This is a genomic window from Kitasatospora sp. NPDC056446 (genome assembly GCF_042796115.1).
Lineage (GTDB): Bacteria > Actinomycetota > Actinomycetes > Streptomycetales > Streptomycetaceae > Kitasatospora.
The window spans coordinates 45,922-71,807 of sequence record NZ_JBHTRF010000019.1; the positions used below are offsets into that span (position 1 = coordinate 45,922).

Sequence of the window (25,886 nt, forward strand, 5' to 3'; positions counted from 1 at the left end):
CCTTCGTCAGCACAGGGCTCAGCGGTGGTCGAGCGCCGGGTTGACGGTCACCTCGACCCGCTGGAACTCCTTGAGCTCGGTGTAGCCCGTGGTGGCCATCGCGCGGCGCAGCGCACCGAACAGGTTCATGGTGCCGTCCGGGGTGTGCGACGGACCGGTCAGGATCTCCTCGGTGGTGCCGACCGTGCCGAGGTCCACCCGCTTGCCGCGCGGCAGCTCCTCGTGGACGGCCTCCATGCCCCAGTGGAAGCCCTTGCCCGGGGCGTCGGTGGCGCGGGCCAGCGCGGCACCGATCATCACGGCGTCGGCGCCGCAGGCGACGGCCTTCGGGATGTCGCCGCTGTAGCCGACACCGCCGTCCGCGATGACGTGCACGTAGCGGCCGCCGGACTCGTCCATGTAGTCGCGGCGGGCGGCGGCCACGTCGGCGACGGCGGTGGCCATCGGCACCTGGATGCCCAGCACGTTGCGGGTGGTGTGGGCGGCGCCGCCGCCGAAGCCGACCAGCACGCCGGCCGCGCCGGTGCGCATCAGGTGCAGCGCCGCGGTGTACGTGGCGCAGCCGCCGACGATGACCGGGACGTCCAGCTCGTAGATGAACTGCTTGAGGTTGAGCGGCTCGGCGGCGCTGGAGACGTGCTCGGCCGAGACGGTGGTGCCGCGGATGACGAAGACGTCGACGCCGGCGTCCACCACGGCCTTGGAGAACTCGGCGGTGCGCTGCGGGGAGAGCGCGGCGGCGGTGACCACGCCGGAGTCGCGGACCTCCTGGATCCGCTGCTTGATCAGCTCGGCGCGGATCGGCGCGGCGTAGATCTCCTGGAGGCGGCGGGTCGCGGTGGACTCGTCGGTGATCGCGGCGATCTCGTCCAGCAGCGGCTGCGGGTCCTCGTAGCGGGTCCACAGGCCTTCCAGGTTCAGCACGCCCAGGCCGCCGAGGCGGCCGATGGCGATGGCCTGCTGCGGCGAGACCACGCTGTCCATGGGGGCGGCCAGGAACGGCAGCTCGAAGCGGTAGGCGTCGATCTGCCAGGCGATCGAGACCTCCTTCGGGTCCCGGGTACGGCGGCTGGGGACGACGGCGATGTCGTCGAATGCGTACGCCCGGCGGCCGCGCTTGCCTCGCCCGATCTCGATCTCAGTCACTTCGAGCCCTTCTGCTTTGTTGCTCATACCAGGCCGGGTCACCCCGGCCGCACCCCAGTATCCCGTACCGCCCATGGGGCGCGCGCTCGCCTCCGGCTGTCCGCGGCCGGGCGCCGGCGCGACGGCCCGGGCCCCGGACACGCGCGGGGGCCCGCCGCTGCGGCGCAGCGACGGGCCCCTCGGGCGTGCGGACCGGTCAGCGGCTCGCGTAGTTCGGCGCCTCGACGGTCATCTGGATGTCGTGCGGGTGGCTCTCCTTGAGGCCCGCCGAGGTGATCCGGACGAAGCGGCCCTTGCTCTCCATCTCGGCGATGGTGCCGGCGCCGACGTAGCCCATGGTCTGGCGCAGACCGCCGACCAGCTGGTGCAGCACGGCCGACAGCGGGCCGCGGTACTGCACCTGGCCCTCGATGCCCTCGGGGACGAGCTTGTCGTCCGAGGCGACCTCGGCCTGGAAGTAGCGGTCCTTGGAGTAGGAGCGGCCCTGGCCGCGGGACTGCATGGCGCCCAGCGAGCCCATGCCGCGGTAGGACTTGAACTGCTTGCCGTTGATGAACAGCAGCTCGCCCGGGGACTCCTCGCAGCCGGCCAGCAGCGAGCCGAGCATCACGGTGTCGGCGCCGGCGGCCAGCGCCTTGCCGATGTCGCCCGAGTACTGGAGGCCGCCGTCGCCGATGACCGGCACGCCGGCCGCCTGGCAGGCCTGGGCGGCCTCGTAGATGGCGGTGATCTGCGGGACGCCGATGCCGGCGACCACGCGGGTGGTGCAGATCGAGCCGGGGCCGACACCGACCTTGACGCCGTCCACGCCGGCGTCGATCAGCGCCTGGGCGCCGTCCCGGGTGGCCACGTTGCCGCCGACCACGTCGACCCCGACGGCCGCCTTGATCTTGGCGATCCAGGCCAGCGCGTTGTGGCTGTGGCCGTGCGAGGTGTCCACCACGAGGAAGTCCACGCCGGCCTCGACCAGGGCCTGGGCCCGGTCGAACGCCTCGGCGCTGGCGCCGACGGCGGCGCCGACCAGCAGCCGGCCCTCGGAGTCCTTGGCGGCGTTCGGGTACTGCTCGGCCTTGACGAAGTCCTTGACGGTGATCAGGCCCTTGATCCGGCCCTCGTCGTCGACCAGCGGCAGCTTCTCGATCTTGTGGCGGCGCAGCAGCGCCATCGCGTCGACGCCGGAGATGCCGACCTTGCCGGTGATCAGCGGCATCGGGGTCATGATCTCGCGGACCTGGCGGCTGCGGTCCGACTCGAAGGCCATGTCACGGTTGGTGACGATGCCGAGCAGCTTGCCCGCCTCGTCGGCGATCGGCACGCCGGAGATGCGGAACTTGGCGCACAGGGCGTCGGCCTCGGCCAGCGTGGTGTCCGGGCCGACCGTGATCGGGTCGGTGACCATGCCGGACTCGGAGCGCTTCACCAGGTCGACCTGGTTGGCCTGGTCCTCGACGGACAGGTTGCGGTGCAGCACGCCGACGCCGCCCTGGCGCGCCATGGCGATGGCCATCCGCGCCTCGGTGACCTTGTCCATGGCCGCGGAGAGCAGCGGGATGTTGACGCGGACGTTCCGGGAGACCCGCGAGGAGGTGTCGACCTGGTTCGGCAGCACCTCGGAGGCCCCGGGCAGCAGCAGGACGTCATCGAACGTGAGCCCGAGCATGGCGAACTTCTCGGGTACGCCTGCGGCGTTGTAAGACATTTGGGGGGTACCTTCCGTGGCCGGCCTTAATCCGCTCACGCCCTGAGGGTGGGGGCGCATACATCGCTCACTCGCGCAGACCGCCGAAGCCGGGTGCAATGGGAGGATCCTCCAAGGGGACCCCGAGCGCACCCGCGAAACTTTGGCAACCCGCCCAGGCGCCGATACCCCATGGTACTGGCACCGCGAATGTGTCCTCGTGTGCCCTTGACAACAACCCCGCCCGGTGGGTCATTCCGCCCGGCCGGCGAACCGCCGCCGCCGGACAGGAGCCCAGCTCAGGAGGACTCCTCCGCCAGCGCCCGCAGCCGGCTGAGGGCCCGGTGCTGGGCCACCCGGACGGCGCCCGGCGACATCCCGAGCACCTCGCCGGTCTCCTCCGCCGACAGCCCGGCGGCCACCCGCAGCAGCACCAGCTCGCGCTGACGGGCCGGCAGGTTGGACAGCAGCTCCTTGGCCCAGGCCGCGTCGCTGCTCAGCAGTGCCTGCTCCTCCGGGCCGAGCGCCTCGTCCGGCACCTCCGGCAGGTCGTCCTGCGGGACGACGGTGGAGCCGGGTCCGCGCATCGCGGCCCGCTGCAGATCGGCGATCTTGTGCGCGGCGATGCCGTACACGAAGGCCTCGAACGGCCGCCCCTGGTCCTTGTACCGGGGCAGCGCGCAGAGCACCGCGACGCAGACCTCCTGCGCGACGTCGTCCACATGGTGCCGGGCGCCGCCGGGCAGCCGGACCAGCTTGGCCCGGCAGTAGCGCAGCGCCAGCGGGTGGACGTAGGCCAGCAGGGCGTCGATCGCCGGGCCCTCGCCGCGCACGGCGGCCGCGACCAGCTCGCCCACCAGCGGCGAGCCGCCCGTGCCGAGCACCGGCGGGCGGCGCGGTCCCGCCCCGGCCCCGGAGCCGCCCGGATCGGCGTACGACGGATCGTGACCCGGGCCGGAGGGCTCGCCCTCCACCGGGTCCGCCTGGCCGGCCGCACCGGCGACGTCGTCGCGCATCGGTCCATGGTGCCTGGTCGAGCGGGAAAACGCGGCACCGCGTCCGGAGTTGTGCACCGGAACGTTATGCGCTGCGGCACCGTACGGCGTGCCGCGCACCACCGGCCCCTCCTGCACCGTGCCGCCTCCCGCCCCGCCGTCGGTGGTCCCGTCCGTCGCGCCGTCCGTCGAGTGTCCCGCGGCTGCGTGGTCCGCCGCAGTGCCTGTCCGCTGGTCCCCGAGGTGCTCCACTCCTCCATGGTGCAACCTCGGGACCGTAACGTCACACGCCTGTGCGGCACCCGTTCCGGGAACCACCGACGGCGCGCCGCACCAGGCGGCGCCGCCGGCGGTCAGCGGACCAGGCCCCAGCGGAAACCCAGCGCCACCGCGTGCGCGCGGTCCGAGGCCCCGAGCTTCTTGAACAGCCGTCGGGCGTGGGTCTTGACGGTGTCCTCGGACAGGAACAGCTCGCGCCCGATCTCCGCGTTGCTGCGGCCGTGGCTCATGCCCTCCAGCACCTGGATCTCACGCGCCGTCAACGTCGGCGCCGCCCCCATGTCGGGGCTGCGCAGCCGGCGCGGGGCGAGCCGCCAGGTCGGGTCGGCGAGGGCCTGGGTGACGGTGGCCCGCAGTTCGGCGCGCGAGGCGTCCTTGTGCAGGTACCCGCGGGCACCCGCGGCCACCGCGAGCGCGACACCGTCGAGGTCCTCGGCGACGGTGAGCATGATGATCCGCGCGCCCGGGTCGGCGGACAGCAGCCGCCGGACCGTCTCGACCCCGCCGAGGCCGGGCATCCGGACGTCCATCAGAACGAGATCGGAGCGGTCGGCCACCCAGCGGCGGAGGACCTCCTCCCCGTTCGTCGCGGTGGTGACCCGGTCCACACCGGGTACGGTCGCGACGGCGCGGCGAAGCGCCTCGCGGGCGAGCGGGGAATCGTCGCAAACGAGAACGGAAGTCATGACCGTCGTCCTCCGCAGCTGATCCGCGTCACGTTGAGCCTCCTGGCTGGTACGAACCTCTCCGACACGGCCGATCGGCGACAGACTCCGTCCTGATCGCCCCAATTGCCCGCGATCGTTCCCGACGTCCGGCGCCCGCTAACCGCCTCCGCACTTCCAACGACCGTCACTCGAATGAGTTACGGCCTTCAGGGCCATCTCCACCACTGTACGTGGCCAACCCATTACCGATCAGCCGCATCGCGGTGCACACGCCGCACTTTTGCGCAGCTCGCACGCGGTGGGCGTACGACCCGCACACCGATTCGGCCCGTCGTGCGCCCGTCGGCCACCCGATTGCCACGCCCGCGCCCGCCGGAAGCCCTTGCCCACTTTGCCCGTTTTTATAGCTTTCGTATGGTCATTGACTGTTGTGCCAGTGTGTGGGTGACTTGTCCATGGAGTTGCCTTAAGTCATATTTCCAGGTGTCCACACCAGTGCATCGAAGCCCCGCCGTGCCGCTCGGCAGCAGCCCCGCCGAACGCCCGGCCGACGGCCGACAGCCTCTGAAGGGAATGAGCCATGGCAGATTTCTCCCGCCTCCCCGGTCCCAACGCGGACCTCTGGGACTGGCAGCTCTCCGCAGCCTGCCGTGGCGTGGACAGCTCGCTCTTCTTCCACCCCGAGGGCGAGCGAGGGGCCGCGCGCAGTTCGCGCGAGGCCAGCGCCAAGGAGGTCTGCATGCGCTGCCCGGTGATCGCCGAGTGCGCGGCGCACGCGCTGGCGGTCCGCGAGCCGTACGGCGTCTGGGGCGGGATGACCGAGGACGAGCGCGAGGAGATGCTGGGACGCTCGCGGCACCGGCTGGTGGAGGTCCCGCTGACCCCGCCGGCGATCGCGCGGCACTAGACCCGCCTCCCCGGTGCGCCGTGAAGAAACGTTTCTTCGCGGCGCCTCAAGCCGGTCACCGACGGTGCGGGTCCCCCGTCACCCGCCGCCACCCGCCGTCAGCGGGCGGCCGCCCCCGCCAGCCGCTCCAGCATCAGCGCCACGGCCGGGACCTCGGCCAGGTCGGGCAGCGTCAGCGCCACCACCTGGCGCACCGCCGGCACCCCCGCGGCCGTCCGCACCGGCACCGTCGACACGCCGTCAGGGCGCACCGACTGCAACGCCAGCCGGGGCAACACCGCCACCCCCAGCCCGGCCGCCACCAGGCCGACCACCGCCGGGTAGTCGTCCGTCGCGAAGTCGATCCGGGGCTCGAAGCCCGCCCCGGCGCACAGCTCCACCAGGTGCCCCCGGCACTGCGGGCAGCCGGCGATCCACTGCTCCCCCGCCAGCTCGGACAGCCCCACCGGTCCACTCCGCCCGGCCAGCGGGTGGGCGGCGGGCAGCAGGCCCACCAGCGGGTCGTCCAGCAGCGGGGTGGCCACCAGGTCGGACCAGTCCGTCCCGGCCGTCAGCTGCTGCGCCTCCAGATTGGCCTCGGCGCGCGCCTCGCGCGGCGTACCGTGCGCGGGCGCCGGCAGCGCGGCGCCGCCGTCGGACTGCGGGTAGCGGAAGGCCAGCGCGATCTCGCACTCGCCGCCGCGCAGCATCGCCAGCGACTCCGGCGGCTCCGCCTCGACCAGCGACACGCGCACCCCCGGATGGCTGTCCCGCAGCCGGGCGACCGCGGGCGGCACCAGGGTGGAACTCGCGGTCGGGAAGGAGACCAGCCGCACCCGGCCGGCCCGCAGCCCGGCGATCGCGGCCACCTCCTCCTCGGCGGCGGAGAGCCCGGCCAGGATCCCGGTGGCATGCTTGAGCAGCACCCGCCCGGCCTCGCTGAGCTGCATCCCGCGGCCCGAGCGGACCACCAGCGGGGTGTCGACGGACTTCTCCAGGGCCTTCATCTGCTGGCTGATGGCGGGCTGTGTACAGCCCAGCTCGCGAGCGGCGGCGGAGAAGGAGCCGGTGCGTGCGACGGCACGCAGAACGCGCAGGTGGCGGGCCTCGATCATGCCTTAGTTATAAGGCAATCTTTGCGTTCTGCAAAATTCTACTGATAGTTGAAGCCTCAAGGGCGGCAGAAGGCTGACGGGCGCCCCCCGCCCCGAGCCGAAGGGGCGCGCCGGTGCCGAAAGGGAGAAGCGAGGGAGCGAGATGGGGGTCCCCCCGGCCGAAGGCTGGGGGAGAGCGAGGGAGCGCCGACCGTCGGCACCGGGCCCAAAGCGCCCCGGAGGCGAGCGTGCGAGTAACAGCCGGAGGCCCGGCCCGCCACCCCTCGCGGGGCGCGGACCGGGCCTCCGGTCAGTCGTTCGGGCCTCAGTGCGAGTGGCCGTGACCGTGGCCGTGACCGGCGTCGGCCTCCTCTTCCTTCTTCTCCACCACGAGGGTCTCGGTGGTGAGGAGCAGGGAGGCGATCGAGGCGGCGTTCTCCAGGGCGGAGCGGGTGACCTTGACCGGGTCGATGACGCCGGCCTTCAGCAGGTCGCCGTACTCGCCGGTGGCGGCGTTGTAGCCGAAGCCCGCCTCCAGCTCGGCGACCTTGTGGGTGATGACGTAGCCCTCGAGGCCGGCGTTCTGGGCGATCCAGCGCAGCGGCTCGGCGAGCGCCTTGCGGACGACCGCGACACCGGTCGCCTCGTCGCCCGACAGGCCCAGGCCGCCGTCCAGCACCTTCTGGGCGTGGACCAGGGAGGCGCCGCCGCCGGCGACGATGCCCTCCTCGACCGCGGCACGGGTCGCCGAGATGGCGTCCTCCAGGCGGTGCTTGCGCTCCTTCAGCTCCACCTCGGTGGCGGCGCCGACCTTGATGACGCAGACGCCGCCGGCCAGCTTGGCCAGGCGCTCCTGCAGCTTCTCGCGGTCCCAGTCGGAGTCGGTGGCGGCGATCTCGCCCTTGATCTGGGCGACGCGGCCGGCCACGGCCTCGGCGTCACCGGCACCGTCGACGACCGTGGTCTCGTCCTTGGTGATGGTCACGCGGCGGGCGGTGCCCAGCACGTCGACGCCGACCTGGTCGAGCTTGAGGCCGACCTCCTCGGAGATGACCGTGCCGCCGGTGAGGGTGGCCAGGTCGCCGAGGATCGCCTTGCGGCGGTCGCCGAAGCCCGGGGCCTTGACGGCGACGGCGTTGAAGGTGCCGCGGATCTTGTTCACGACCAGGGTCGACAGCGCCTCGCCGTCGACGTCCTCGGCGATGATCAGCAGCGGCTTGGAGGCACCGCCCTGGAGGATCTTCTCCAGCAGCGGCAGCAGCTCCTGGATGGAGGAGATCTTGCCCTGGTTGATCAGGATGTACGGGTCCTCCAGGACCGCCTCCTGCCGCTCCGCGTCGGTGACGAAGTACGGCGACAGGTAGCCCTTGTCGAACTGCATGCCCTCGGTGAAGTCCAGCTCCACGCCGAAGGTGTTCGACTCCTCGACGGTGATGACACCGTCCTTGCCGACCTTGTCGATCGCCTCGGCGATCAGCTCGCCGACCTGGGTGTCCTGCGCGGAGAGGGACGCGACGGCGGCGACGTCGTCCTTGCCCTCGATCTCGCGGGCGATGGACAGCAGGTGCTCGGAGACGGCGGCGACGGCCTTGTCGATGCCCTTCTTCAGGGCGGCCGGGCCGGCACCGGCGGCGACGTTGCGCAGACCCTCGTTGACCAGGGCCTGGGCCAGCACGGTGGCGGTGGTGGTGCCGTCACCCGCGACGTCGTTGGTCTTGGTGGCGACCTCCTTGACGAGCTGCGCGCCAAGGTTCTCGTACGGGTCGTCCAGCTCGACCTCACGGGCGATGGTGACACCGTCGTTGGTGATGGTCGGGGCGCCGAACTTCTTGTCGATGACGACGTTGCGGCCCTTGGGGCCGATGGTCACCTTGACGGTGTCGGCCAGCTTGTTGACACCGCGCTCCAGCGAGCGGCGGGCGTCCTCGTCGAACTGCAGGATCTTCGCCATGTTCCCTATTCCCTCGGGGCTGCGGCAGGCCCACCGGCCGCCGAACTACGTGAACCAACAACCACGCCCCGGGCCCCTGTCACTGGGACACGGATCCGGGGCGGGTCAGAACGACTTACTTCTCGATGATGGCGAGAACGTCGCGCGCCGAGAGGACGAGGTACTCCTCGCCCTGGTACTTCACCTCGGTGCCGCCGTACTTCGAGTACAGGACGATGTCACCGACGGCGACGTCGAGCGGCAGACGCTGGCCGTCCTCGAAGCGGCCCGGGCCGACAGCCAGGACGACGCCCTCCTGGGGCTTCTCCTTGGCGGTGTCCGGGATAACCAGGCCGGAGGCCGTGGTGGTCTCGGCGTCGAGCGGCTGGACCACAATGCGGTCCTCGAGCGGCTTGATGGCAACCTTGCTGCTGGTGGTCACGTCCGAGCTCCCCTTCGGAGATTACGGGGCCTTCTAACGGGTAGTTGGCGAACCTGCGGGCCTGCCGTCGCGGGGGTCAGACACACGTTTTCGCGTTAGCACTCCCACGGTGGGGAGTGCCAAGGACGACCATAGGCCCGTGTTAGCACTCAGTCAACCAGAGTGCCAACGGCGCGCCCCGGAAGCCCTCGCTCACGGTCGACTCCGCCGAACTCGTGTACGGGAAAGCCGGACTCCGCCAGACTCCTGCCATGACATCGCTCCCGGTGCGTCCCGGCCCGTCCCGGCCGAAGGACGCCGCCCCCGCCCTGCCGTCGCCGAGCCCGCTCCCCACCGGGGACGTCCGGTGACGGTGAACCGGCCCCAGGCCGCGCCCGAGCCCCGGCGGATCCACTGGGCGGCGGACCTGGTGCTCGCCGCGGTGATGCTCGCGGCCACCGCGGTGGTCGCGTTCCTCGGAACGATCGTGTTGAACGTGCTGAAGTTCCTCGCCCTGCACCACCCCCTGACGGTGCTCTTGGACGTCTTCGGCGTCGCGGTCATGCTCGTGCTGCTGACGCTGACCTTCCGGAGCACCCGGCGGGGCGGCTACCGGGTGACGCCGTACGCCACCGTGGCCGCGCTGCCGCTGGTGCTGCTCGTCGGCTGGACGGCCTCCGGCATCCCCGTCATCGGCCGGTGAACGCCGTCCGCGGCGGGTGGCCGCCCGGCCGACCGGCGAGAATGGCGCCGTGGAAACCGAGAACCTCCAGCCGCTGCTGACCCCCGAGGGCCAGGCCCTGCTCGCCGAACTGCGCGAGTTCACCCCCGAGGAGGAGCTGGCGCTGGCGACCCGGCTGCGCCGGGGGCACCCGGCGGAGCTGGTGTCGGCGGCCTTCGGGCAGGCGCGGCTGCGGCAGCGGGCGCGGGCGAAGTTCGGGGCGGACGCCGACCTGATGTACTTCACGCCCAACGGGGTCGAGCAGTCCACCCGGCGCAGCGTGGCCGAGTGGCGGGCCAGGCGGTTCGCCGGGCTGGGCGTACGGCGGCTCGCGGACCTGTGCTGCGGCATCGGCGGGGACGTGCTGGCGCTCGCCCGGGCCGGCATCGAGGTGCTGGCCGTCGACCGGGACCCGGAGGCCTGTGCCGCCACCGCCGCGAACGCCGCCGCGCTGGGCCTGTCCGAGCTGGTCGAGGTGCGCTGCGCGGACGTCGCCGAGGTGGACGTCACCGGTTACGACGCGGTGTTCACCGACCCGGCCCGCCGGACCTCGCGCGGCCGGGTGTTCGACCCCGAGGCGTACGCCCCGCCGCTCTCCTGGGCGATCGCGGCCGGCCGGCGGACCCCGATCGGGGCACTGAAGGTCGCGCCGGGCATCCCGCACGAGGCCGTCCCCGAGGACGCCGAGGCCGAGTGGGTCTCCGACCACGGCGACGTCAAGGAGGCGGTGCTCTGGTTCGGCACCGGGGCCGCCGCCCCGCACCGCGCCACCCTGCTGCCGCAGGGCGCCACCCTGACCGGCGGCGACCTGCCCGACCCGCCGGCCGGCCCGGTCGGTCGCTACCTGTACGAGCCGGACGGCGCGGTGATCCGGGCCCACCTGGTGGCCGAGGTGGCCGGGCAGGTCGGCGGCCGGCTGATCGACCCCAAGATCGCCTACGTGACCTCGGACGAGCTGGTGGCCACCCCGTACGCGCACGCCTTCGAGCTCACCGACGTGCTGCCCTTCCACATCAAGAAGCTGAAGGCGCTGCTGCGCGAGCGCGCGGTCGGCACGGTGGTGATCAAGAAGCGCGGGATGGCGATCACCCCGGAGGAACTGCGCCGCCAGCTCAAGCCCTCCGGGCCGAACTCCGTCACGGTGATCCTCAGCCGCACCGACAACGGCCCGCTGATGATGCTGGGGCAGCCGGTCCGGGCCTCCTGACGGTCAGGAGGCCGGTGCCTGGATGTAGTCCTCCAGCCGGGCCACCGAGAAGCCCTGCTCCTGGATCCGGGCCAGCAGGTCGCCGAACATCTGGGTCATCGTGGCGCCCTTGAGCTCCTTGGGGCCGCGGAAGTGGGCCAGGATGATGTCGCCGGGCTTCAGCTTCTTGTCCGCCGCCTGGTACTGCATGTCGTGGATCTGCATCGACTCGCGCCACAGCACGATCGCGCGCGGGCCGCACTCCTGCACCGAGGTGTTGAGCGTCGGGGTGTTGGCGCCGTCCCCGAACGGCGGCCGGAACAGCAGCGGCGCGGTGCCGTACTGCTGGGTGAGCGCGGACTGGTCGTCGCAGATCTCGGACTTCTGCTTCTCCGGCGGGATCTTGCTCATCACCGGGTGGTCCACGGTGTGGTTCTGGATGTGGTTGCCCAGCGCCTGGAGCGGCTTGAAGTAGCCGTAGTCGTTCTTGACGATGTCCCTGGTCAGGAACATCGAGATCGGCACCTTGAGGTCGGTCAGCATCTCGACGAACTTCGGGTCCTTCTCGGCGCCGTCGTCGATGGTGATGAAGACGACCTTGTCGCTCGTCTTCACGTCGCTGAACACCGGCACCGGGCCGGTCCGTTCGAGCTTGACCGGCTTGTCCGCGGGCGGTGCCGGGGCGGACGCCAGCGGGGTGAGCTTCCACTTCGCCCAGGCCGCCGCGTCCCCGCCCGCCGGGGCCGTGGCGCCGGGGGTGGCGGCCGTACCGGCCGGTGCGGCGCCGGTGGGCCGGGGCCCGGCCGGTGTCGTCGTCGTACCGGCGGCGGGCGCGGCGCCGCCGCCTCCGCCGTTGTCCCCGCACGCGGTGGCGAAGGCCAGCAGCGCCAGCGCCCCCGCCGCGTACGTCCTGGTCCTGGTCCTGCTCCGACCGTCCCTGCTCACCGCACCGCGCTCCCGGTTCCCGTCCAGCCTTCTCTCAGCTATGCACGGTAGCGGCCGGGGCCGCGGTTCCCTGCGGGGGCCGCCCGTCCGGCGCGGCCGGGTCCGTGCGGCCCGTCCGGCGGGGGCGGCCGGACGCCGCCGGGCCTACTCGACGTGCTCGCTGGTGAAGGACCAGCGGTGCACCGGGCGGCCGAGGAGTCCGGCCGGCGGGTCGGCGACCGGCACCGGCTCACCGCTCCACCAGGTGATCAGCAGGACCCGGTCCCCGGCGGCGCCGAACAGTTCGGCGCGCTCCAGCCCGGCGGTGCCGCGCAGCGCGGGCAGCGCCGTCCCCCGCACCCAGGCACCGAGTTCGGCGCCCCGGCCGTCCGCCGCCCGGGCCTCCCACATCGCGGCGACGGTCATGCGGCGCCGCCGCCGAGGGCCCGGTAGGCCTGGCCGTGGACGTCCCCGTGCCCGGTGTCCGCGGCGGGCACGTGCGCCTCGGTCACCGGCAGCGAGGAGTCGGCGGACAGGTCGAGCGCGGACGGCCTGCGGTCGCGCCAGACCATCTCGGCGCCCAGCGCCGCGACCATCGCGCCGTTGTCGGTGCACAGGCCCGGCCGGGGCACCCGCAGCCGGATGCCGGCCCGGTCGCAGCGCTGCTGGGCCATCTCGCGCAGCCGCGAGTTGGCCGCGACGCCGCCGCCGATCATCAGGTGGTCGACGCCGTTGTCCTTGCACGCCTTGACGGCCTTGCGGGTGAGCACGTCGGTGACGGCCTCCTGGAAGGACGCCGCCACGTCGGCGACCGGCACCTCCTCGCCGGCCCGGCGCTTGGCCTCCACCCAGCGGGCGACGGCGGTCTTCAGCCCGGAGAAGGAGAAGTCGTACGCGGGGTCGTTGCGGCCGCTCAGGCCGCGCGGGAAGGCGATCGCCTTCGGGTCGCCCTCGCGGGCCGTCCGGTCGACGATCGGGCCGCCGGGGAAGCCCAGGCCGAGCACCCGGGCGACCTTGTCGAAGGCCTCGCCGGCCGCGTCGTCGATGGTCGCGCCGAGCGGGCGCACGTCGCTGGTGATGTCCTCGCTGAGCAGCAGCGAGGAGTGCCCGCCGGAGACCAGCAGGGCCATCGTCGGCGAGGGCAGCCGGCCGTGCTCCAGCTGGTCGACGCAGATGTGCGAGGCGAGGTGGTTGACCCCGTACAGCGGCTTGTCCAGCGCCCAGGCGTACGCCTTCGCGGCGCTGACGCCGACCAGCAGCGCGCCGGCCAGGCCGGGGCCCGCGGTGACCGCGATGCCGTCCAGGTCGCTCGCCTTGATCCCGGCGGTGTCCAGGGCGCGCTGGATGGTCGGGACCATCGCCTCCAGGTGGGCGCGGCTGGCGATCTCCGGGACGACGCCGCCGAAGCGGGCGTGGTCGTTGACGCTGGAGGCGACCGCGTCGGCCAGCAGCGTGGTGCCGCGCACGATGCCGACGCCGGTCTCGTCGCAGGAGGTTTCGATGCCGAGGACGAGCGGTTCGTCAGCCATGGCGGGTGTCCTCAATGTCCTTCGGGTCGGTGCTGTCGGTGCTCGGGCGGTCGGGGCCCGGGTGGTCGAGGCGCGGGTCGTCGAGGCGCATCACCAGCGCGTCGACGTTGGCGGGCTGGTAGTAGCCGCGCCGGATGCCCACCGGTCGGAAGCCGTGGCGCTCGTACAGCCGCTGGGCGCGCGGGTTGTCCACCCGCACCTCCAGGAGCAGTTCGGCGCAGCCGCGCCGGGCGGACTCCCGGATCAGGTCGGTGAGCAGTGCCGTGCCGAGGCCGCCGCCCTGCCGGCGGTCGTCGACGGCGATGGTCTGGACGTCGCCCTCGCCGGCGATCGCCATCAGCCCGGCGTAGCCGACGACGGCGCCGTCCGGGTCGGTGGCGACGGTGTAGTGGCGGGTGCCGCCGGCGTGGGCCTCGGCCAACTCGGACCAGAACATCCCGGTGGACCAGGCGTCCTCGGGGAAGAGCCGCTGCTCCAGTTCCATCACCGGCGCGATGTCCCACCACCGCATCGGGCGCAGGGTGGTGCCGTGGTTCACGCCGGGAGCACCGCCTTGCCGCCCAGAACGTTCTTGAAGGCGGCCGGGACCTGGGCGTCGGGGCGGCGCAGGTACAGCGGGACGTTGGGCAGCAGTTCGCGCCCGGCGGCCAGCTCGGCGGCCGCGAAGCCGGCCAGGGCGCCGGCCGACACGTGCTCGGGGCCGTGCGGGTCCGGGAAGACGTCGGGGTAGAGCAGCGCGCCGGCGCCGACCGAGCGCGGCAGCGCGGCCAGCTCGGCCGGGCGGTCCACGCCGGGGCCCTCGGTGCGACGGCCCTCGGCGTCGTAGGAGGCCCAGTAGACCTCCTTGCGGCGCGCGTCGGTGGCCACCGTGAACGGCTGTCCGGCCAGGCCCTCGGCGCGGGCCTGGAAGGCGATCGCGTCCAGGGTGCAGACGCCGTGCACCGGCAGCCCGAGCGCGTGGCCGAGCGCGGCGGCGGTCACCAGGCCGACCCGCAGGCCGGTGTACGGGCCCGGGCCGACGCCGACCGCGATGCCGGTGAGCCGGTTCTTGTCCACGCCGGCCGTCCGCAGGACCCGGTCGATCGCGGGCAGCAGCAGTTCGCCGTGGCGTCGGGCGTCGACCTGGTGGGTCTCGGCAAGGACGGCCGTGCCGTCGTGGACGGCGGCGGTGACGGCGGGGGTGGCGGTGTCGAACGCGAGCAGCAGCACGGGTCAAGGTTAGACCGACGTTGGGCCGACCGGCCGATCGGCCGGGTGTACCGGTCGGGAACACACATCCGAGGCGCTGCGACCCCGACGGAGGGACCTGGCACGATGGGGCCGTACGAACAGGGACGGCAGCGGGAGCGGCACGTGGCGAAGATGGGTCCTGGAGTGGTGGTCACGGGGCTGACCCTGGGGGCCCTGGCGGCGGTCAGCCTGCTGGCCTTCCAGGCCAACGGCGCCCAGGACCGGGCGGGTGGCCCCAAGCCCACCGCGACCACCGCGGCGGCCTCGGCCACCGCCCCGGCGCCGACGGCCTCGGCCACCCCGACCGTCCCGCCGCTGCCGGTCACCTCGGGCACCGGCACCCGGGTGGTCTACTCGGTCGGCAGCCACTACGTCTGGCTGGTCGACCCGAAGAAGAACCCGCAGGTCACGGCCGCCTTCCCGGTCGTCCCGGGCTCGGTCGAGCCGGCCCCCGGCAGCTACGCGGTGTACAGCCGCACCCCGACCACCACCGGGACGGACGGCCGCCCGATCGAGCACGTGGTGCGCTTCGCGCAGCAGAACGGCGTGGTGTTCGGATTCAGCGCGACGGTGGACGGCGCGGCCGCGACCGCCGATCCGAAGGCCAAGACCGGCGGCATCCGCAGCGGCCGCGCCGAAGGGCAGCTGCTCTGGGACTTCGCGCCCAAGGACACCAAGGTGGTCGTGGTCGCCTGAGGCGGCCTCAGGCAGCCCGGGGCGTCTCCGCCTCGGGCCGTTCGGCCTGCGCCGGTTCGGGCCGGCCGGCCTGCCGCGGCCGCGGTTCGGGCGGGGTGGACACCGCCTCGGCTGCCGCGCAGGCGGCCAGCAGGGCCCGCATCGGCTCTCCCGCGGCGCGGCGGGCGGACTCTCCGGCCTCGGCCGCGCGGACCGCGCGCTCCGGGGCGGGGGTGGTGCTCGACATGGAGCCTCCCTAGTTAGGCAGACCTAACCGCAGCACCCATCCCACCACGCCCGGCACCCGGCCCGCAACACCTTGCCGACAGTCTGTCGGCAAGTCCCGCCGCCCCGCCACGCCGGACACACCCCAGGACTCGAAGACGGGCCCTACGCCAGCCGCCCCAGCTGCACGTCCGCCCAGCGCGGGCCGATCCCGGTCAGCAGCACCCGGCGCGGGTCCTGGTCGTCCCCGTCGGCGGTGCCGCCCAGGGCGCGCTCGATCCGGACCTCCAGCCGGTCCTCGGACAGCCGCTCGACCTTGCCCTCGCCCCACTCGACGACGACCACCGACTCCGGCAGCGAGACGTCCAGGTCGAGGTCCTCCATCTCGTCCAGGTCCCCGCCCAGCCGGTACGCGTCCACGTGCACCAGCGCCGGGCCGCCGACCAGCGACGGATGGACCCGGGCGATCACGAAGGTCGGCGAGGTCACCGCCCCGCGGACCTCCAGCCCCTCCCCCAGGCCCCGGGTCAGCGTGGTCTTCCCCGCCCCCAGTTCACCGGAGAGCAGCACCAGGTCCCCGGGCCGCAGCAGCGCGGCCAGCTCCCGGCCGAGCCGGCCCATCCGCTCCGGGGTGGGGACGGTGAGAGTGGCGTGCGAGCCCATGCGCGTGTCTTGCCCTTCGGTCCGTACCGGCGAGCCGACCACCGGCCGCCACCGCTACCGTGCCACATCGCCGCCCCCGGGTGCGGCGGGCGGGTGCGGCGGGCGGGCCTCGGACGGGGCCAGGCGGGCCCCGGCAGGCCCCCGGCGGGCCTCAGGCCGGGTCGGCGACCGGCTCGACGGCCGGTTCCCGGGCCAGGTCGAGGACGGCCCCGGGCAGCGGCGCGGCCCCCGCGTGGTCGGCGGCCCGGCGCAGCAGCACCGCCAGCTCGCGGTCCACCAGCCCCGGGCACTCCAGCATCACCAGGTGCCCGGCCCCCTCGACCAGCACCAGCTCCGCCCCCGGCAGCCGCTCGGCCATCGCCTCGCTGTGCGCCGAGGGCGTCAGCAGGTCCTTCGTACCGGCCAGCACCAGGGCCGGCAGGCCGAGCAGCGCGGCCAGCGCCCCGTACTTCTCGTGCGCGCCGAACACCGGGTAGAACTCGGCGACCACGTCGATCGGGGTGGCGTCCAGCAGCTGCTCGGCGAAGCGCACCACACCGGGGTCGACGTCCCGGCCGCCGAAGGAGAACCGCCGGTAGAAGACGGACGTCACGTCCGCGCCCAGCCGCCTGGTCGCCTCCACCAGGTCGACCTGGCGGCCCAGCAGCTTCACCATCCCGGGCGCGACCTTCTTGAACAGCTTCGCGCCGGCCTTCGGCAGGCCCAGGCTCACCGAGTTCCAGTCGCCCGCGAGCGTGCCGATCAGGGCGACCCCGGCGACGCGGTCCCGGAACAGCTCGGGGTGCTGGTCGGCCAGCGCCATCACCGTCATGCCGCCCATCGAGTGGCCCACCAGGACCAGCGGGCCGGTCGGCGCGACGGCGTCGATCACCGCCTTGAGGTCGCCGCCCAGCTGGTCGATGCCGGCCGGCTCGCCCGCCAGGTAGGAGCGGGAGCGCTCGGAGCGGCCGTGGCTGCGCTGGTCCCAGAAGACCAGCCGCATGCCCTCGCGCAGCGCGGCCCGCTGGAAGTGCCAGCTGTCCTGGTTGAGGCAGTAGCCGTGGCAGAACACCACGGTCAGCGGCTCGGCGCCGGCACCCGCCCGCCCGTCTCCGGGCCGATCGGATCCGGGCCGATCGGATCCGGGCCGATCGGATCCGGGCCGATCGGATCCGGGCCGGTCGGATCCGGGCCGGTCGGATCCGGCGCCGTCCACCGCTTCCCAGCCGGTGCCGTCCGTCTCCACGTACAGCTCGGTGCCGTCCGGCGCCACCACCGTGCGCGGACGCCCGCGCAGCGAGCCGTACGGGGCACCGGCGTCCAGTTCGGCCCGGGCCCGGCGGCGCATGGCCCGACCGACGGTCAGCCGCTCGATCGCCACCCCGGCGGCCGCACCGGCCGCCAGCACGCCGACCGAGATCCCGATCACACCCGCCCGGCTCACCCCGGAGGCCGCGCCGGCCGCCTTGGCGACCGCCGCGACCGCGCTGTCCCCGGCCGGCCCGTCGGTCATGCCGCCGGGCCCCCGGCGTGGCTGCCGCCCAGGTGGCGGCGGGGCACCCGGGCGCCGATCCGGGTGACGATCTCGTACGAGATGGTGCCGCAGGCGCGGGCCCAGTCCTCGGCGGTCGGCTCGCCGCGCTCGCCGTTGCCGAACAGCAGGGCCTCGTCGCCGATCGCGGGGGTGTCCCCGCCCAGGTCCACGACGAACTGGTCCATCGCCACCCGGCCGGCCACCGTGCGCCACTTGCCGTCGATCTGCACCGGGCCGGTGCCGCTGGCGTGCCGCGGGACGCCGTCGCCGTAGCCGAGCGGGACCAGCCCCAGGGTGGTCGGGCCCGGCGTCGTGTAGTGGTGGCCGTAGCTGACCCCGTGCCCGCCGGGGACCTGCTTCACCAGCGCCAGCCGCGCGGTCAGCGCCATCACCGGGCGCAGCCCGAAGTCGGCCGGCCCGCCCACCTCGGGCACCGGCGACAGCCCGTACGCGGCCAGGCCGGTGCGGACCAGGTCGAAGTGCGACTCCGGCAGCAGCAGGGTGGCCGGCGAGTTCGCCAGGTGCCGCACCTCGGGGCGCAGCCCGGCCGCCTCGGCGGTGGCGAGCGCGGTGCGGTAGGAGTCCAGCTGCGCCTGGATCGACGGGTGGCCGGGCTCGTCGGCGGCGGCGAAGTGCGACCAGACGCCGACCACCGTGAGCAGGCCCTCGGTCTCGGCGCGGCGGGCGGCGGCCACCAGTCGCGGCCAGTCGTGCGGCTGGCAGCCGTTGCGGCCGAGGCCGGTGTCGGCCTTCAGGTGCACGCGCGCCGGGATGCCGGTCTCGCGGACGGCCGGGAGCAGCTCGTCCAGCGCCCACTGGCCGCTGACCGAGATGTCCAGGTCCGCGCGGAGCGCCTCGCGCCACGGCCCGCCGGGCGTCCACAGCCAGCACAGGATGCGGGCCTGCTCCGGGCGGATCCCCGCGGCCCGCAGGGCCAGGGCCTCGACGGGCGTCGCGCAGCCGAGCCAGCCGATCCCGTTCGCGACCGCCTCCCGGGCGCACTCGACCGCGCCGTGGCCGTAGGCGTCCGCCTTGACCGCGAGCATCACCGCCGTGCTGCCGACGCGCTCGCGCAGCGCCGCGAGGTTGCCGCGCAGGGCGGCGAGATCGATGGTCGCCTCGGCCCTCACGCCCTCGGTCAGGGTGGCGGTGCCGATCGTGTTCGCAGTTGTCATCAGGGTCAGTCTCCCAGACGTCCCGGAGTCCTCGCCGAACGGCCCATCGGCGCGGCGGCCGACGACCGGGCCCCGCCCGCCGTACCGACCTGCGCGCAGACCGCTCGTCACCCCTTGCACGGACGCCCGCCACGGAGCGTCCGGTTCCGTTCCCTCAGCCGCCGCGGACCGCCCGCCACACCGCGGGCAGCGCCTGCGCCACCGCGAGCGCCGTCACCGGGGCGCCCGGCGCGCCCGCCGCCTCCCGGCCGGCCAGGCCGTGCAGGTAGGCGGCCACCGAGGCGGCGTCCAGCGGCGCCAGCCCGGCCGCCAGCAGCGAGCCGGCCAGGCCGGCCAGGACGTCGCCGCTGCCGGCGGTGGCCAGCCAGGAGGTGCCGGTGGGGTTCACCCGGACGGCCCCGCCCGGGTCGGCGACCACCGTGGTGGAGCCCTTCAGCAGCACGGTCGCGCGGTAGGCCGCCGCCAGTCGGCGGGCGGTGGCCAGCCGGGTGGCGGCCAGGTCCTCGGCGGCCGGCGGCGCGCTGCCCCCGGCGCCGGCGAGCAGCCGGGCGGCCTCGCCGGTGTGCGGGGTGAGCAGCGTGGGCGCGGTCCGCCCGGCCAGCGCGTCCGGGCCGAGCCGGCCCAGTTCGGTCAGCCCGTCCGCGTCCACCAGGACCGGGACGTCGCTCGCCAGCGCCTCGGCCAGCGCCTGCCGCGCCCCCTCGCCGCCGCCGGGACCGGCCACCCAGGCCTGCACCCGCCCGGCCCCGGCCGGACCGCCCTCGGTGACCAGCGCCTCCGGGAAGCGCCGCACCACCTCCTCGGCCGCCGTGCCGACGTACCGGACGGCGCCCGCGCCGCCGCGCAGCGCCCCGGCGACCGCCAGCACCGCCGCCCCCGGGTAGGTCGCCGACCCGGCCGCCACCCCGACGACGCCGCGCCGGTACTTGTCGCTCTCCGCGCCGGGCAGCGGCAGCAGTTCCGCCACGTCCGCGTGCTGCAGCGCCGTCACGTCCGCCGGGGGCAGCTCCAGCCCGATGCCGACCAGCTGCACGGCACCCGCGTAGGAGGCCCCCGGGTCGACCAGCAGCCCGGGCTTGTACGTGCCGAAGCAGACCGTGACGTCGGCGCGCAGCGCGGCGCCCGGCACCTCGCCGGTGTCGGCGTCCACGCCGCTGGGCAGGTCCACCGCGACCACCACCCCGCGCCGCGCGGCCTCCGCGTACGGCCGGGCCCCGGGGCGCAGCCCGCCCCGGCCGCCGATGCCGACGATCCCGTCCAGCACCAGGTCCGCGCACGAGAAGTCGGCCAGGCCGACGTCCTGCTCCGCCGTCACCCGTCCGCCGGACGCCCGCAGTGCGGCCAGCCCACCCACGTGCGCCTTCTCCGGCACCAGCAGCACCGCCGTCACCCGCGCCCCGCGCCGGGCCAGCGCCGCCCCGGCGTACAGGGCGTCACCCCCGTTGTCCCCGCTGCCCGCCAGCACCACCACCCGGCTGCCGTACACCCGCCCCCGACGCCGGGTCAGCAACCGCGCACAGGTCGCCGCCAGCCCGACGGCCGCCCGCTGCATCAGCGTCCCCTCGGGCAGCCGCGCCATCAGCCCGGCCTCGGCGGCCCGGACGGTGTCCACAGGGTGTGCATGACGCATTCGGGGGCTCCTTCAGCAGTCGGCTACCGCCGACGCTAGCCCGCGCCACCGCCCCACGGGAGCCGGGCCTGCGGCACAATTTCGAGTGACAACCACTTCGATCCCCCACCGGTGTCGGTCCGTACGCCTACCTTGTGGCTCGGCACGGACCCACAGGAGGGAGAAGGGCCATGGTCGCCATGCCGGCAGTCGAGCACCCGCTGGGCGAGGACAGCCTTCTCCAGACGTTCCTGAGGCTGGACACCCCGCTGGGAAGCAAGGCCGAGTTCATCGAAGGGGAAATCGTCGTGACGCCGCCGCCGGACGGACACCACGAGGGCGCGGTCTCGAAGCTCGCCAAGCAGTTCTTCCGGAATGCCGCGATCGATCTCGACATCGCGGGCGTCAAAGGCCTGATCACTCCCAACGGCCGGTACATCCCTGACGGCACCGTCGTCCCGGCCGACCAGTTCGACCATCTGGATTCCTGGGCCCCGGCGCAAGGCGTCCTCCTCGTCTTCGAGGTCACCTCGATCAACCCGCACAAGGACCGCGAGCCCAAGCGCCGGGGCTACGCCGCCGCCGGGATCCCGTGCTACCTGCTGATCGACCGGACGGACGGCGTGGTCACCCTGTTCACCAACCCCGAGGGCGAGGACTACATCACCCGGACCAAGGTCGAGTTCGGCAAGTCGATCGACCTGCCCGCGCCGTTCTCCTTCACGCTCGACACGGCGCCCCTGCGGTAGGACGCAGCCACCGCAGGGGCGCCGTTGCCGACGGGCGCGTGCTACTCGACGGTGACCGACTTCGCCAGGTTGCGCGGCTGGTCGACCTCGTGGCCCTTGGCCGTGGCCAGCTCGCAGGCGAAGACCTGGAGCGGGACGGTGGAGACCAGCGGCTGGAGCAGGGTCGGGGTGACCGGGATGCGGATCAGGTGGTCCGCGTACGGGACGACGGCCTCGTCGCCCTCCTCTGCGATCACGATCGTGCGGGCGCCGCGGGCCCTGATCTCCTGGATGTTGGAGACGATCTTGTCGTGCAGGATCGACCGCCCGCGCGGCGAGGGAACGACCACCACGACCGGCAGCCCCTCCTCGATCAGCGCGATCGGGCCGTGCTTGAGCTCGCCCGCCGCGAAGCCCTCGGCGTGCATGTACGCCAGCTCCTTGAGCTTGAGCGCGCCCTCCAGGGCCACCGGGAAGCCGACGTGGCGGCCGAGGAACAGCACGGAGCGGGCGTCGGCCAGCGAGCGGGCCAGCTCGCGGACCGGCTCCATGGTCTGCAGCACCTGCTCGACCTGCTTGGGCGCGTCGCCGAGTTCCTTGATGACGGCGAAGATCTCGTCGCCCCACTTGGTGCCGCGCACCTGGCCCAGGTAGAGGGCGACCAGGTAGCAGGCGACCAGCTGGGTCAGGAACGCCTTGGTGGACGCGACCGCGACCTCCGGCCCGGCGTGCGTGTACAGCACCGCGTCCGACTCGCGCGGGATGGTCGAGCCGTTGGTGTTGCAGATCGCCAGCACCTTGGCGCCTTGCTCGCGGGCGTGCCGCAGGGCCATCAGGGTGTCCATGGTCTCGCCGGACTGCGAGATGGCGATGACCAGCGTGCCCGGGCCCATGATCGGGTCGCGGTAGCGGAACTCCGAGGCGACCTCGACCTCGCAGGGGATGCGGGTCCAGTGCTCGATCGCGTACTTGGCGATCATGCCGGCGTGGAAGGCGGTGCCGCAGGCGACGATGACGACCTTGTCGATGGAGCGCAGGTCGGCGTCGGAGATCCGCAGCTCGTCGAGGGTGAGCCGGCCGTCGGTGCCGATCCGGCCCAGCAGGGTGTCGGCGACGGCCTTCGGCTGCTCGGCGATCTCCTTGAGCATGAAGTAGTCGTAGCCGCCCTTCTCGGCGGCGGAGGCGTCCCAGTCCACGTGGTACTCGCGCACCTCGGCCGGGGCGCCGTCGAAGTCGGTGACGGTCACGCCGTCCCGGCGCAGCTCGACGACCTGGTCCTGGCCCAGCTCGATCGCCTCGCGGGTGTGCGCGATGAAGGCGGAGACGTCGGAGGCGAGGAAGTTCTCGCCCTCGCCCCGGCCGACGACCAGCGGGGAGTTGCGGCGGGCGCCCACGACGACGTCCGGCGCGTCGGCGTGCACGGCCACCAGGGTGAAGGCGCCCTCCAGCTGACGGCAGACCACCCGCATGGCCTCGGCGAGGTCGCCCTGGTAGGCCTCGCCCAGCAGGTGGGCGACGACCTCGGTGTCGGTCTCGGACCGGAGGGTGTGGCCGCGCCCGGCGATCTCGGCCCGCAGCTGGGCGAAGTTCTCGATGATGCCGTTGTGCACCACGGCGACCCGCTGGTGGTCGTCCAGGTGGGGGTGGGCGTTGGCGTCCGTCGGGCCGCCGTGAGTGGCCCAGCGGGTGTGGCCGATGCCGGTGGTGCCGCCGGGCAGAGGGGTCTCGGCGAGCGACTTCTCCAGGTTGGCGAGCTTCCCGGCCCGCTTGTCGGTGGACAGGCTCCACTGCCCGTCGGAGTCCTGTACCTGCACCGCGACACCGGCCGAGTCGTAGCCCCGGTACTCCAGCCGCTGCAGGCCTGCGATTACTACGTCGAGGGCGGACTGCGCGCCCACGTATCCAACAATTCCGCACATGCGTGCCAGCATAAGGGCGGTTCTGTGGCCGTTTTCCCGGCTCGCGCGAACGCTGCGTGACCGACACCACAAGCACCGTGAACGCCGCTACGGCTCACAATGGAGCATGTGCTGACCGAACTCTGTACGCGGGGCGCCGCCACGCCCGGCCCGTCCCCGTCCCCCTACGTGGACCTCAGCCGGGCCGAGTGGAGCGCGCTGCGCGAGCGTACGCCGCTGCCACTGACCGCCGAGGAGGTGGAGCAGCTGCGCGGACTCGGCACCGCCCTCGACCTGGACGAGGTGCGTGACGTCTACCTGCCGTTGTCGCGGCTGCTGAACCTGTACATCCACGCCACGCACGAGCTGCGCGGCACCCTGGGCACCTTCCTGGACACCCCGGACACCGAACGCACCCGGACGCCGTTCATCATCGGCGTGGCCGGCTCGGTGGCCGTCGGCAAGTCCACCACGGCCCGGCTGCTCCAGGCGCTGCTGGCCCGCTGGCCCGAGCACCCCCGGGTCGAGCTGGTGACCACCGACGGCTTCCTGCTCCCCAACGCCGAGCTGCGCCGCCGCGGCCTGATGGCCCGCAAGGGCTTCCCCGAGTCGTACGACCGCCGGGCGCTGACGCGCTTCGTCGCGGACGTGAAGGCGGGCAAGGAGCGCGTCAGCGCCCCGGTCTACTCGCACCTGGTGTACGACATCGTGCCCGACGAGCGGCTGACGGTGGAGCGCCCGGACATCCTGATCGTCGAGGGCCTGAACGTGCTCCAGCCGGCCCTGCCCGGCACGGACGGCCGCACCCGTCTCGCGGTGGCCGACTACTTCGACTTCTCGATCTACGTCGACGCCCGGACCGACGACATCGAGCACTGGTACCTGGACCGCTTCCGCAAGCTGCGGGAGACCGCCTTCCAGGACCCGAACTCCTACTTCCGCCGCTTCACCGAGGTGCCGGAGGAGGAGGCGATGGAGTACGGCCGGCAGGTCTGGCGCACCATCAACAAGCCCAACCTGCTGGAGAACGTGCTGCCGACCCGCGGCCGCGCCACCCTGATCCTGCAGAAGGGCCAGGACCACAAGGTCCGCCGGGCACTGCTGCGCAAGCTCTGAGCCGCCCGCCACCCGAACAGCGGAAGGCCCCCGCCGGACGAACCGGCGGGGGCCTTCCCCACGTTCGGAGCACCACCCCGGGCCTCAGCCCAGGTGGGTGCGCACCGCCTCGGCCAGCCGCTGCCCGACCGCCTCGGCCTGCGCCGCGTCGGCGGCCTCGACCATCACGCGGACCAGCGGCTCGGTGCCCGACGGGCGCAGCAGCACCCGGCCGGTGGCGCCCAGCTCGGCCTCGGCGGCGGCGACCGCGGCGGTCAGCTCGGCGCTGGTGTTCACCCGGCCCTTGTCGACGCCCTTGACGTTGATCAGGACCTGCGGCAGCCGGGTCATCACGGCGGCCAGGTCGGCCAGCGGCTGCTTGGTGGCGGCCAGCCGGGCGCCCAGCATCAGGCCGGTGAGGGTGCCGTCGCCGGTGGTGGCGTGGTCCAGCAGGATGACGTGGCCGGACTGCTCGCCGCCCAGCGCGAAGCCGTGCTCCTTCATGGCCTCCAGCACGTAGCGGTCGCCGACGGCCGTCTCGACCAGCTCGACGCCCTCGCGCTCCATGGCCAGCTTGAAGCCCAGGTTGGACATCACGGTGGCCACCGCGGTGTTGCCGCGCAGGGTGCCGGCCTCCTTCATGGCGACCGCGAGGATGGCGATGATCTGGTCGCCGTCCACCTCGTTGCCGTCGGCGTCGGAGGCCAGGCAGCGGTCGGCGTCGCCGTCCAAGGCGATCCCGAGGTCGGCCCGGTACTCCTTCATCGCGGCCTGCAGCCGGTCCAGGTGGGTGGAGCCGACGCCGTCGTTGATGTTGAGGCCGGTGGGCTCGGCCCCCAGGGTGTGGACGACCTCGGCGCCGGCCCGGGCGAAGGCCTCGGGGGCGACGTAGGCGGCCGCGCCGTGGGCGCCGTCGATGACGACCCGGACGCCGTCCAGGCGGTTGGGCAGCACGCCGATCAGGTGGGCGACGTACTTGTCGAAGCCCTCGGTGTACTCGCGGACCCGGCCGACGGCCGCGCCGGTCGGACGGTTCCAGTCCTCCTCGCCGAGCGTGTGCTTGCGGTAGTGGGACTCGATCGCGTCCTCGATCCGGTCGTCCAGCTTGTGGCCGCCGCGGGCGAGGAACTTGATGCCGTTGTCCGGCATGGCGTTGTGGCTGGCGGACAGCATCACGCCGAAGTCGGCGCCGAGCGCGCCGGTGAGGTAGGCCACGGCGGGGGTGGGCAGGACGCCGACCCGGAGCACGTCGACACCGGCGCTCGCCAGGCCGGCGATGACGGCGGCCTCCAGGAACTCGCCCGAGGCGCGCGGGTCACGACCGACCACCGCGACCGGCCGGTGGCCTTCGAAGGCACCGGCCTCGCCGAGCACGTGCGCCGCCGCGACGGACAGCCCGAGCGCGAGCTCCGCCGTCAGTCCCTCGTTGGCCACCCCGCGCACGCCGTCCGTACCGAAGAGTCGTCCCACTGTCCCGTCCTCCATCACCACTGCTCGGAACCCAACCGATGATCCCGGCCGCCGCACAGTAGCCGGGGAACACGTCGCCCCGGAGTACACGTGGTACTCCGGGGCGACGGTTCGCGCAACCAGGGGGGTCGCCGCCAGGGCGGACCGC

25 protein-coding genes are annotated in these 25,886 nt (G+C 73.6%); 6 read left to right on the plus strand and 19 right to left on the minus strand.

Annotated features, from left to right (window positions below):
• Positions 1-18: 18 nt before the first annotated feature.
• The 4 genes from ACFQ6N_RS14480 to ACFQ6N_RS14495 all read right to left on the minus strand — a co-directional run bounded on the left by ACFQ6N_RS14480 (position 19) and on the right by ACFQ6N_RS14495 (position 4,784).
• Positions 19-1,146 (minus strand): GuaB3 family IMP dehydrogenase-related protein, encoded by a 1,128-nt coding sequence (locus tag ACFQ6N_RS14480; protein WP_380649231.1) that lies wholly within the window; start codon positions 1,144-1,146, stop codon positions 19-21.
• A gap of 196 nt (positions 1,147-1,342) precedes the next feature.
• Positions 1,343-2,845 (minus strand): IMP dehydrogenase, encoded by a 1,503-nt coding sequence (gene guaB / locus ACFQ6N_RS14485; protein ID WP_380649232.1) that lies wholly within the window; start codon positions 2,843-2,845, stop codon positions 1,343-1,345.
• A gap of 278 nt (positions 2,846-3,123) precedes the next feature.
• Positions 3,124-3,840, minus strand: a complete 717-nt coding sequence (gene shbA / locus ACFQ6N_RS14490) for an RNA polymerase sigma factor ShbA (protein WP_380649233.1) — start codon at positions 3,838-3,840, stop codon at positions 3,124-3,126.
• A 332-nt stretch (positions 3,841-4,172) separates the two neighbouring features.
• The gene (locus tag ACFQ6N_RS14495) at positions 4,173-4,784 is read right to left on the minus strand and encodes a response regulator transcription factor (RefSeq protein ID WP_014136228.1); all 612 of its coding nucleotides are present in this window, start codon (positions 4,782-4,784) and stop codon (positions 4,173-4,175) included.
• Positions 4,785-5,346: 562 nt separating this feature from the next.
• On the opposite strand from ACFQ6N_RS14495, the gene ACFQ6N_RS14500 reads away from it, so the two are divergent.
• Entirely contained in the window at positions 5,347-5,673 is a 327-nt protein-coding gene (locus ACFQ6N_RS14500) for a WhiB family transcriptional regulator (RefSeq protein ID WP_189916090.1), read from the plus strand.
• Positions 5,674-5,771: 98 nt separating this feature from the next.
• Here the strand turns inward: ACFQ6N_RS14500 and ACFQ6N_RS14505 are convergent, their stop codons facing one another.
• From ACFQ6N_RS14505 to groES, 3 genes are all read right to left on the minus strand, one after another.
• Complete coding sequence (locus tag ACFQ6N_RS14505) at positions 5,772-6,767, minus strand: LysR family transcriptional regulator (protein ID WP_380649236.1); 996 nt, start codon at positions 6,765-6,767, stop codon at positions 5,772-5,774.
• A gap of 304 nt (positions 6,768-7,071) precedes the next feature.
• Positions 7,072-8,697 carry a chaperonin GroEL gene (groL, locus tag ACFQ6N_RS14510; protein ID WP_380649238.1) on the minus strand — a complete coding sequence of 542 codons (1,626 nt, stop codon included), beginning with the start codon at positions 8,695-8,697 and terminating at the stop codon, positions 7,072-7,074.
• 115 nt (positions 8,698-8,812) lie between these two features.
• Positions 8,813-9,118, minus strand: coding sequence for a co-chaperone GroES (gene groES / locus ACFQ6N_RS14515; RefSeq protein WP_014136232.1), 306 nt, complete (start codon positions 9,116-9,118; stop codon positions 8,813-8,815).
• Between the two features lie 346 nt (positions 9,119-9,464).
• Here groES and ACFQ6N_RS14520 point away from each other — a divergent pair, with 346 nt between their 5' ends.
• Both ACFQ6N_RS14520 and ACFQ6N_RS14525 read left to right on the plus strand, forming a co-directional pair.
• A complete protein-coding gene (locus tag ACFQ6N_RS14520) occupies positions 9,465-9,800 on the plus strand; it encodes a hypothetical protein (protein WP_380649240.1) in 336 nt (111 codons plus the stop codon).
• Positions 9,801-9,849: 49 nt separating this feature from the next.
• A complete protein-coding gene (locus ACFQ6N_RS14525) occupies positions 9,850-11,025 on the plus strand; it encodes a methyltransferase domain-containing protein (protein WP_380649241.1) in 1,176 nt (391 codons plus the stop codon).
• A 3-nt stretch (positions 11,026-11,028) separates the two neighbouring features.
• On the opposite strand, the gene ACFQ6N_RS14530 is transcribed toward ACFQ6N_RS14525, so the two are convergent.
• From ACFQ6N_RS14530 to tsaB, 5 genes are all read right to left on the minus strand, one after another.
• The gene (locus tag ACFQ6N_RS14530; RefSeq protein ID WP_380649243.1) at positions 11,029-11,949 is read right to left on the minus strand and encodes a polysaccharide deacetylase family protein; all 921 of its coding nucleotides are present in this window, start codon (positions 11,947-11,949) and stop codon (positions 11,029-11,031) included.
• Positions 11,950-12,093: 144 nt separating this feature from the next.
• Entirely contained in the window at positions 12,094-12,354 is a 261-nt protein-coding gene (locus ACFQ6N_RS14535) for a hypothetical protein (RefSeq protein ID WP_380649245.1), read from the minus strand.
• On the minus strand, positions 12,351-13,457 hold the full coding sequence (gene tsaD / locus ACFQ6N_RS14540) for a tRNA (adenosine(37)-N6)-threonylcarbamoyltransferase complex transferase subunit TsaD (RefSeq protein WP_380649247.1): 1,107 nt from the start codon (positions 13,455-13,457) through the stop codon (positions 12,351-12,353). The genes ACFQ6N_RS14535 and tsaD overlap by 4 nt, the downstream gene beginning before the upstream one ends.
• The gene (gene rimI / locus ACFQ6N_RS14545) at positions 13,450-13,968 is read right to left on the minus strand and encodes a ribosomal protein S18-alanine N-acetyltransferase (protein ID WP_380649328.1); all 519 of its coding nucleotides are present in this window, start codon (positions 13,966-13,968) and stop codon (positions 13,450-13,452) included. Before rimI ends, tsaD begins: the two co-directional genes overlap by 8 nt.
• Positions 13,969-13,991: 23 nt before the next feature.
• Complete coding sequence (gene tsaB / locus ACFQ6N_RS14550) at positions 13,992-14,666, minus strand: tRNA (adenosine(37)-N6)-threonylcarbamoyltransferase complex dimerization subunit type 1 TsaB (protein ID WP_380649249.1); 675 nt, start codon at positions 14,664-14,666, stop codon at positions 13,992-13,994.
• Between the two features lie 153 nt (positions 14,667-14,819).
• On the opposite strand from tsaB, the gene ACFQ6N_RS14555 reads away from it, so the two are divergent.
• Entirely contained in the window at positions 14,820-15,383 is a 564-nt protein-coding gene (locus tag ACFQ6N_RS14555) for a hypothetical protein (RefSeq protein WP_380649329.1), read from the plus strand.
• 7 nt (positions 15,384-15,390) lie between these two features.
• Here the strand turns inward: ACFQ6N_RS14555 and ACFQ6N_RS14560 are convergent, their stop codons facing one another.
• The 5 genes from ACFQ6N_RS14560 to ACFQ6N_RS14580 form a co-directional block, all read right to left on the minus strand.
• The gene (locus ACFQ6N_RS14560; RefSeq protein WP_380649251.1) at positions 15,391-15,609 is read right to left on the minus strand and encodes a hypothetical protein; all 219 of its coding nucleotides are present in this window, start codon (positions 15,607-15,609) and stop codon (positions 15,391-15,393) included.
• A gap of 143 nt (positions 15,610-15,752) precedes the next feature.
• Positions 15,753-16,250, minus strand: a complete 498-nt coding sequence (gene tsaE, locus ACFQ6N_RS14565) for a tRNA (adenosine(37)-N6)-threonylcarbamoyltransferase complex ATPase subunit type 1 TsaE (protein ID WP_380649253.1) — start codon at positions 16,248-16,250, stop codon at positions 15,753-15,755.
• Positions 16,251-16,401: 151 nt separating this feature from the next.
• Positions 16,402-17,742 carry an alpha/beta fold hydrolase gene (locus ACFQ6N_RS14570; RefSeq protein ID WP_380649255.1) on the minus strand — a complete coding sequence of 447 codons (1,341 nt, stop codon included), beginning with the start codon at positions 17,740-17,742 and terminating at the stop codon, positions 16,402-16,404.
• The gene (gene alr, locus ACFQ6N_RS14575) at positions 17,739-18,938 is read right to left on the minus strand and encodes an alanine racemase (protein WP_380649257.1); all 1,200 of its coding nucleotides are present in this window, start codon (positions 18,936-18,938) and stop codon (positions 17,739-17,741) included. Before alr ends, ACFQ6N_RS14570 begins: the two co-directional genes overlap by 4 nt.
• 154 nt (positions 18,939-19,092) lie before the next feature.
• Positions 19,093-20,568 carry an NAD(P)H-hydrate dehydratase gene (locus ACFQ6N_RS14580; protein ID WP_380649259.1) on the minus strand — a complete coding sequence of 492 codons (1,476 nt, stop codon included), beginning with the start codon at positions 20,566-20,568 and terminating at the stop codon, positions 19,093-19,095.
• Positions 20,569-20,747: 179 nt separating this feature from the next.
• Here ACFQ6N_RS14580 and ACFQ6N_RS14585 point away from each other — a divergent pair, with 179 nt between their 5' ends.
• Complete coding sequence (locus ACFQ6N_RS14585; protein WP_380649331.1) at positions 20,748-21,296, plus strand: Uma2 family endonuclease; 549 nt, start codon at positions 20,748-20,750, stop codon at positions 21,294-21,296.
• 41 nt (positions 21,297-21,337) lie between these two features.
• Here ACFQ6N_RS14585 and glmS read toward each other — a convergent pair whose 3' ends face one another.
• A complete protein-coding gene (glmS, locus tag ACFQ6N_RS14590; RefSeq protein WP_380649261.1) occupies positions 21,338-23,194 on the minus strand; it encodes a glutamine--fructose-6-phosphate transaminase (isomerizing) in 1,857 nt (618 codons plus the stop codon).
• A 99-nt stretch (positions 23,195-23,293) separates the two neighbouring features.
• Here glmS and coaA point away from each other — a divergent pair, with 99 nt between their 5' ends.
• Positions 23,294-24,289 carry a type I pantothenate kinase gene (gene coaA / locus ACFQ6N_RS14595; RefSeq protein WP_380649263.1) on the plus strand — a complete coding sequence of 332 codons (996 nt, stop codon included), beginning with the start codon at positions 23,294-23,296 and terminating at the stop codon, positions 24,287-24,289.
• Positions 24,290-24,373: 84 nt separating this feature from the next.
• Here the strand turns inward: coaA and glmM are convergent, their stop codons facing one another.
• Positions 24,374-25,738: a phosphoglucosamine mutase gene (glmM, locus tag ACFQ6N_RS14600; RefSeq protein WP_380649265.1), complete on the minus strand. Its 1,365-nt coding sequence runs from the start codon at positions 25,736-25,738 to the stop codon at positions 24,374-24,376.
• Between the last annotated feature and the right edge of the window lie 148 nt (positions 25,739-25,886).